This is a genomic window from Streptomyces sp. NPDC054783 (genome assembly GCF_053611725.1).
In genome coordinates this window covers 1-6,868 of sequence record NZ_JBSHAY010000083.1, presented here as the reverse complement: position 1 = coordinate 6,868, position 6,868 = coordinate 1, and the positions used below count along the sequence as shown (strand labels likewise).

3 protein-coding genes and 4 pseudogenes are annotated in these 6,868 nt (G+C 67.6%); 5 read left to right on the top strand and 2 right to left on the bottom strand.

Annotation, left to right across the window (positions count from 1 at the left end; all coding sequences use genetic code 11):
• Positions 1-169: 169 nt before the first annotated feature.
• Positions 170-576: pseudogene (locus ACWGJ5_RS46220) on the top strand (IS5 family transposase); the annotation flags it as partial.
• A gap of 30 nt (positions 577-606) precedes the next feature.
• Positions 607-1,203: pseudogene (locus ACWGJ5_RS46215) on the top strand (transposase); the annotation flags it as partial.
• Positions 1,204-1,241: 38 nt separating this feature from the next.
• Here the strand turns inward: ACWGJ5_RS46215 and ACWGJ5_RS46210 are convergent.
• Positions 1,242-2,009 (bottom strand): annotated as a pseudogene (locus ACWGJ5_RS46210) (transposase).
• 106 nt (positions 2,010-2,115) lie between these two features.
• Positions 2,116-2,882 (bottom strand): annotated as a pseudogene (locus tag ACWGJ5_RS46205) (transposase).
• Between the two features lie 363 nt (positions 2,883-3,245).
• Here ACWGJ5_RS46205 and ACWGJ5_RS46200 point away from each other — a divergent pair.
• The 3 genes from ACWGJ5_RS46200 (at position 3,246) to ACWGJ5_RS46190 (ending at position 6,612) form a co-directional block, all read left to right on the top strand.
• On the top strand, positions 3,246-3,923 hold the full coding sequence (locus tag ACWGJ5_RS46200) for a winged helix-turn-helix domain-containing protein (RefSeq protein WP_453315589.1): 678 nt from the start codon (positions 3,246-3,248) through the stop codon (positions 3,921-3,923).
• A gap of 4 nt (positions 3,924-3,927) precedes the next feature.
• On the top strand, positions 3,928-5,304 hold the full coding sequence (locus tag ACWGJ5_RS46195) for an ATP-binding protein (RefSeq protein ID WP_453315588.1): 1,377 nt from the start codon (positions 3,928-3,930) through the stop codon (positions 5,302-5,304).
• 123 nt (positions 5,305-5,427) lie between these two features.
• Entirely contained in the window at positions 5,428-6,612 is a 1,185-nt protein-coding gene (locus tag ACWGJ5_RS46190; RefSeq protein ID WP_453315587.1) for an IS701 family transposase, read from the top strand.
• Positions 6,613-6,868: the final 256 nt, after the last annotated feature.

Genomic DNA, 6,868 nt, shown 5'->3' with positions numbered 1-6,868 from the left:
CCGATCCCCAAAAGAGACGGCGCTGGCCTGAGCCTCTACCGGGCCGCCCGCGACCTCCAGATACTCCTCGCGGTCTGGACCGGCGCCTGCCCCACATGTCACCGCAACATGCCAGAGCCGATACGAACCTGACCAAGCACTACTAGGACCTGTCTTCAAATGATCTTGGATGGTGGATCATGGTCGGGTGATACGCCGCCATGAACTGTCCGATGCCGAATGGGAGTTCGTCCGGCCGCTGCTGCCCGAATCCTTGCGGGGGCGGAAGCGGTTGGACGACCGAAGGGTCCTCAACGGGATCGTGTGGAAGTTCCGGACCGGGACGGCCTGGAGGGATGTGCCCGAGCGGTACGGGTCGTGGGCCACGCTGCACACCCGCTTGCGTCGGTGGGCGGCGGACGGCACCTTCGAGCGGATGCTCCGGGCCGCCCAGGCGCGGGCGGACGCGGCCGGGGACATCGACTGGCTGGTGTCAGTCGACTCGACCATCGTCCGCGCCCACCAGCATGCCGCCGGAGCTCGAAAAGGGGGATCCGTAGCCCGGGCCTCGGACGCTCCCGTGGCGGCCTGACCAGCAGTGGGCGTGACATTTGACGACAACTCCTAGGCGCGTACATCCTCTTCGAGGACGAGGCCGGGTTCTCGATGACGCCGCCGCGGGCTCGCACCTGGGGCCGGCGTGGGCACACGCCGGTGGTGCGGATGCGGGGCCGCTCCTGGCGCCGCTGGTCGATCGCCGCGATGTGCTGCTACAAGCCGGGCGAGACCTCCCGGCTGATCTACCGGCCGCGCCGCCACCGCGAGCACCGGGGCAAAGGACGCGACACCTTCGCCTGGAGCGACTACCGCGACCTGGTCGTCCGCGCCCACATTCAGCTCCAGGCTCCCATCGTGCTGATCTGGGACAATCTCAACACCGACCGGGCCGCCGGAATGCGTGACTACGCGGCCGCACACGACTGGCTCACCATCATCCAACTGCCTTCATACGCACCGGACTTGAACCCGGTCGAGGGCGTCTGGTCGCTGTTACGGCGCGGCCCACTGGCCAACACCGCCTTCACCGACGACGACCACCTCGAACGCACCCTCCGCCGGGGCCTACGCCACATCCAGCTCCGCCCCGACCTGATCGACGGCTGCCTCACCGGCACCGGACTCACACTCACCCACCAGCCGACACCAATCGGGAGAGCTCAGTAACGGAGTCCTACTAGAGGTTGTCCCGTATGGGGTGTGAGTTATCGGGTGAGGGCCAGGTTGTGTAGTCGGGCGATGCCGAGCATCGCGTGGTGAACGCCGTGGCCCTTGAGTCGACAGTCCCGCAGGATCTTCCAATTCTTCAGCCGCGACAGGGCCTGTTCCACCCGAGCTCGCGCCCGGCGGTGGACGGCGTTCTCCGCTTCTTGCTGCGGGCTGAGGTGTGTCTGACCTCGTCATTTGCGGTGCGGGATGAGCAGGCCGGTGCCCTGGTATCCGCCGTCGGCGATGGTCGGTGCGCCGCGGCAGACCCGGTCGACTCCGGACTCCGTGAGCGCCCGGCAGTCATTGCGGCTTCCGGGCAACGGCAGGCCGATCGCCACCACCAGGCGGCTGTTGGCGTCGATCACCACCTGCAGGTTCGTCGAGTACCGATAGTTCTTACTGGACGCGGCCACGCTGCGATCACGGGTGGGCACCAGGGTGCCGTCGACGATGTAGACGGTGTCCTTGCGCGGCCGCCGGGCCGGCGAGATGGCCAGCAAGGGCGCCAGGTGATCGAGGATGCGGTCAGTCGCAGACTTCGAGACCCCGAACAACGGCGCCACCTGCCGCAACGTCAGGTTCGTGCGCCAGTACCTCGCCACCAGCAACACCCGGTCCTCCAGCGGCAGCCGCCAGGGACGGCCGCGCTGAACGTCACCACCGCGGCGGCGCACCAACGCCACCAGCCTGGCGAACTGCGACTCGCTCAGCCCGGAGAACGGCTCGATCCACTTCGGATCACCTGCTGAGATCACCCCACCCATGCCCGGCCAACGCACCAACCGCCCCACCGGTTACGGAATAAGCTTTAGTCCCGCAATTGATCTCTGATATGCAGGTGTTGCCGAGGTTCGGGGTGGCGTGGAAGGACTACGCAGCCTGGAGCGTGTTGTGCAGGCGAGCGATGCCGAGCATCTCGGTGTGGACGCCTTCGCCTTTCAGGCGGCAGTCGCGAAGGATCTTCCAGGTCTTCATCCGCGCGAAGACATGCTCGACGCGGGCACGGACCTGTATGTGGGAGTGGTTGTGCTCCTTCTTCCAGTCGCACAGGTCGCCGTCGGCGGGGCGACGGTGCGGGATGATCAGTCCGGTCCCCTGGTAGCCGCCGTCGGCGATGGTGGTCGTCCTGCCCACCGCCTCCGCGGCACTCGACTCGGACCACGCCTTGCAGTCGTTGCGGTTGCCCGGAACCGGGCGGCCGACGGCAACGACCAGGCGGGTGTCGGCGTCGACGACCACCTGGTGGTTGGTTGAGTAGCGGTAATTCTTCGACTGCTCCGTTACCTGATGGTCACGGGTCGGCACCAGCGTCCCGTCCACGATGAGCACAGTGCCGTGACGGAACCGCTAGCGCTGGTTCAGTGCTAGCAGCGGCCCCGTGCGGTCCACGATCCGATCCGCCGCCGACTTGGACACCCCCAACAGCAGGGCGAGTTGTCGCAGAGTCAGGTTGGTGCGCCAGTACGCGGCGACGAGCAGCACCCGGTCCTCCAGCGGCAGGGACCAGGGCCGGCCCGGTCGTGTCGCATTGGCGCCCTCGCGTCGCAGCTGGGCGAGCAGCTTTCCGAACGCTCGCGGACTCAGCCCGGTGAATGGGCTATCCAGGAAGGCTCCGACGCCGAGACCACACGAGACACCGCAAGATCATCGCACCTGCCATCGGCAGCTCTGGAAGCCGGACCCGCCTCAGAACTCCCACCAGAGGTCGATGCTCGGATGGACTCGCTAGCGCAGACAGCTTGAGTGGGCGTAGGCCTTCTGTCGCACTTGGTCTCCGCGCCCCGGGTCCACGGCGCCAAGCCTGAGCTCGGCGGCTGCCCCGTCTTGGTCGAGATCGATGACCTGGTAGCAGAAGCAGCAGGTGGGGTTCGGGTTCAACGATGCCCTCTCAGGTCGACGGGACGGCGCCACTGGCCGCACCGTCCCGTCGACCCTACGCCGCGGAGGTCGATAGCGGGACAGCCCTTAGGGTGCGGCGTAGAGTGGTAGGAGAGGCGATCATGCGGGTGCTGGTAATCGAGGACGAACGCGGCCTCGCCGAGGGGCTCGCTTACGGTCTCGCCGAGGAGGGCTTCGTCGCCGATGTCGCCTACGACGGCGTGGACGGGCTCTGGCATGCTGTCCACGAGCAGCAGGACGTCATCGTGCTGGACATCATGCTGCCCGGACTGTCCGGGTATGAGATCCTCAAGCGGCTGCGGGCTGCCGGCGTATGGACCCCGGTGCTGATGCTCACCGCCAAGGACGGCGAGTACGACGAGGCGGACGCCCTTGACCTCGGAGCCGACGACTACCTGAGCAAACCGTTCTCCTACGTCGTGCTCATTGCGCACGTGCGAGCGCTGCTGCGACGCGGGGCACCGGCCCGGCCCGCGGTGCTCGCAGCCGACGACCTCACCCTGGACCCTGCCTCCCGCCGATGCCGCCGCGCGGGAGAGGAAATCACGCTGACCGCACGAGAGTTCGCACTGCTGGAATTCCTGCTCCGCCATCGCGACGAGGTGGTCAGCAAGACCGACATCCTCATCCACGTGTGGGACGAGAATTTCGACGGCGACCTCAACATCGTCGAGGTCTATGTCGGCTACCTGCGACGCAAGATCGACGTCCCGTTCGAGCGCCGACTGATCGACACCGTCCGCGGAGCCGGCTACCGGCTGCGCAGCGCTGGCAGGTGACGCAATGGCCACCCCCCTCCGGGACTGGTGGCCCCGCCGGTCGCTGCGGCTACGCCTGACAACCGCTGCGGCGCTCGTGATCACGGTGGGACTGGTGGGTGCCGCCGTGGTGCTGGTCGCCTGGCTGCGCACCACCCTCATCAGCGGCCTCGACCAGGCCGCCTGGCAGCGGGCCCAGGCCGTCGCGGAGATCGTCGACTCAGGAAAACTCCCTGTCACCCTGCCTTCCCCCGGCGATCGTGACATCACCGTCCAGGTCATCGACAGACAAGGCGCGGTTCGGTCCAGCTCACCGAACCTGCAGGGCCGAAGCAGGGTGTTTGCCTTCCCACCGACCACTTCCGACGAACCGCATGCCCGTAGCCTGCAGCACCTGCTCCACGGCGAGAACGTGAGCTGGCGCGCCGTAGCCGTCCCTGCCGGCACCCGACAAAATCCGGTGACCGTGTACGCCGCCGTGCCCACCGATGACGTCGACATCGGTCTGGCCCAGCTCACCGGCGGTCTGGCCGTCGGCGTGCCGCTGGCCGTCACCGCGCTGACCAGCGTCGCGTGGATGCTCACCGGACGTGCGCTGCTCCCCGTCGAGGTGGTGCGTGCCCAGACCGCCGAGATCACCGCCTCCGACCTCAGTCGCCGCCTCGATGTCCCCCCCTCCGCCGACGCGCTGGGCCGGCTCGCCATCACGCTCAATGATCTGCTCGCCCGGCTGGAGGCTGCCGCACAAAGGCAGCGCCAGTTCATCGCGGACGCCGCCCACGAGCTGCGCAGCCCCTTGAGCAGCCTGCACACGCGACTCCAGGTCGCCGCCCGGCACTCCGACTCCGCCAACTGGCGCACCCTGGCTCCAACCCTGGTGGAGGACTGCGAACGGCTCTCACGCCTCGTCGACGACCTAGTGTGGCTGGCCCGCCTCGACGCCCGTCCCCGACTCCGCAAGCGCCCCCTGGACCTGGACGAGATCGTCTTCGCTGAGGTCCGCCGCGCCCGCGAGCGCACGCAGCTCACCATCGACCAGCACGCTGTCAGCGCGGCACGCGTGGATGGCGACGCTGACGCCCTCGCGCGCGTCGTACGCAATCTGCTGGACAACGCCCTCCGATACGCCGTCCGGCGGATCGAAGTGAGCCTCCGTGTCTGCGGCAGCACCGCGCAACTGGTCATCAACGATGACGGACCTGGCATCCCGGAACCCGACCGACACCGCGTCTTCGACCGCTTCACCCGCCTGGACGACGCACGCGCCAGAGACACCGGCGGCAGCGGACTTGGACTGGCCATCGTCCGTGACATCATCACTGCCCACCACGGCAGTATTGACATCGAGGACCATGCCCCCGGAGCCCGCCTTGTCGTCTGCCTACCCGCCGATGGCAAGTGAAGTGACCATCACCATCAGCGGCAGCGGCAGTCCGCAAGTGCCGACCAGGAGATGCCGCATGTGGCCTTAGTACTGCAACGGTGTCTACCGTGACTGTTGGCCAGGTGGCTCGTTGGTGGGGTTATGGGTGGGGACCTTGCTGATGTGCGGGTGTGGGCGAGTGAACTGGAGGCAGTGCACGAGCGGTTCGTGCACCGGTTCAGCCGGTCCGAGCCGTGGGAGTCGGCGCTGGCCTATATGCGGGGGCTGATCGCTCCGCTGCAGCGCAAGAACAGCTGGCCCCTGGCCGAGGAGGCGGGTCACGGCGGGCCAGACCGTATCCAGCGGATGCTGAACCGGATCGAATGGGACGCCGACGAGGTCCTCGACGACGTGCGCCGCTATGTGGTCGACAACCTCGGTGACCGGGAGGCGGTCCTCATCGTCGATGACACCGGCTTCCTGAAGAAGGGCATCCGCTCGGCCGGGGTACAGCGGCAGTATTCCGGCGCCGCGGGCCGCACGGAGAACTGCCAGATCGGTGTCTTCCTCGCTTACGCGACCGGCCGCGGACGCACGCTGATCGACCGCCGTCTGTATCTGCCCACGTCCTGGACGGACGACCGGGAACGCTGCCGCCGGGCCGGTATCGAGGACGGCGTCGCGTTCGAGACGAAGGTGGTCATGGCCAAGGCGGTGGTCCGCAAGGCCATCGCGGACCGGATCCCGTTTCGGTGGGTGACGGCGGATGCCGCCTACGGCTTCAGCAAGGGCTGGCGGTTCGAACTCGAGCAGGCGGACGTCTTCCACGTCATGGCCACCACCCGGCACGACACGGTCGTCACCCGCTGGGCGATCGACCATCCCGTCCACGACTTGTTCCCCGGCCTGCCGCGGCAGAGGTGGAAACGCCGTTCCTGCGGCGCGGGCGTCCACGGCCACCGGATCTATGACTGGGCCCGCGTCGAGGTGAGGCCCTGGCACCGCGAAGACCGCCGGCACTGGGTGATCGCCCGCCGCAGCGTCAGCCGACCGGAGGAGATCTCCTACTACATCGCCTACTGCCCCGCCGAGACCACCCTGGATCAGCTGATCCACATCGCGGGCAGCCGATGGGCAGTTGAGGAATGCTTCCAGACCGCGAAGCAGGAGTGCGGTCTGGACGACTACCAGGTCCGCCGCTATCCCGGCTGGCACCGCCACATGACCCTCGCCATGGCCGCCCACGCATGCCTCACCGTCCTGCGGGCCCGCCAGCTGGATGCGGACAAGGCAGAAACGGATCCTCCCAGCTCATCCACCTCAGCCTCGCCGAGATACGACGCCTGATCACCCGTCTCACCAACCGCCGCCCAACCCCGATCGACCACATCCTGCACTGGTCGACATGGCGCCGACGACGCCAGCACCAAGCCCGCATCAGCCACTACAAACGACGCGGCCACAGCCCCTGAAAACTGCCCAGCACTCAGGACAACCACCGTTGCAGTACTAGTAGTGCTTGGTCAGGTTCGTATCGGCTCTGGCATGTTGCGGTGACAGGTGGGGCAGGCGCCGGTCCAGACCGCGAGGAGTATCTGGAGGT

Bases quoted from the DNA above. Each gene is read 5' to 3' on its own strand.
- ACWGJ5_RS46200 (WP_453315589.1), top strand. From the start codon at position 3,246: ATGCGGGTGCTGGTAATCGAGGACGAACGCGGCCTCGCCGAGGGGCTC.
- ACWGJ5_RS46195 (WP_453315588.1), top strand. From the start codon at position 3,928: ATGGCCACCCCCCTCCGGGACTGGTGGCCCCGCCGGTCGCTGCGGCTA.
- ACWGJ5_RS46190 (WP_453315587.1), top strand. From the start codon at position 5,428: ATGGGTGGGGACCTTGCTGATGTGCGGGTGTGGGCGAGTGAACTGGAG.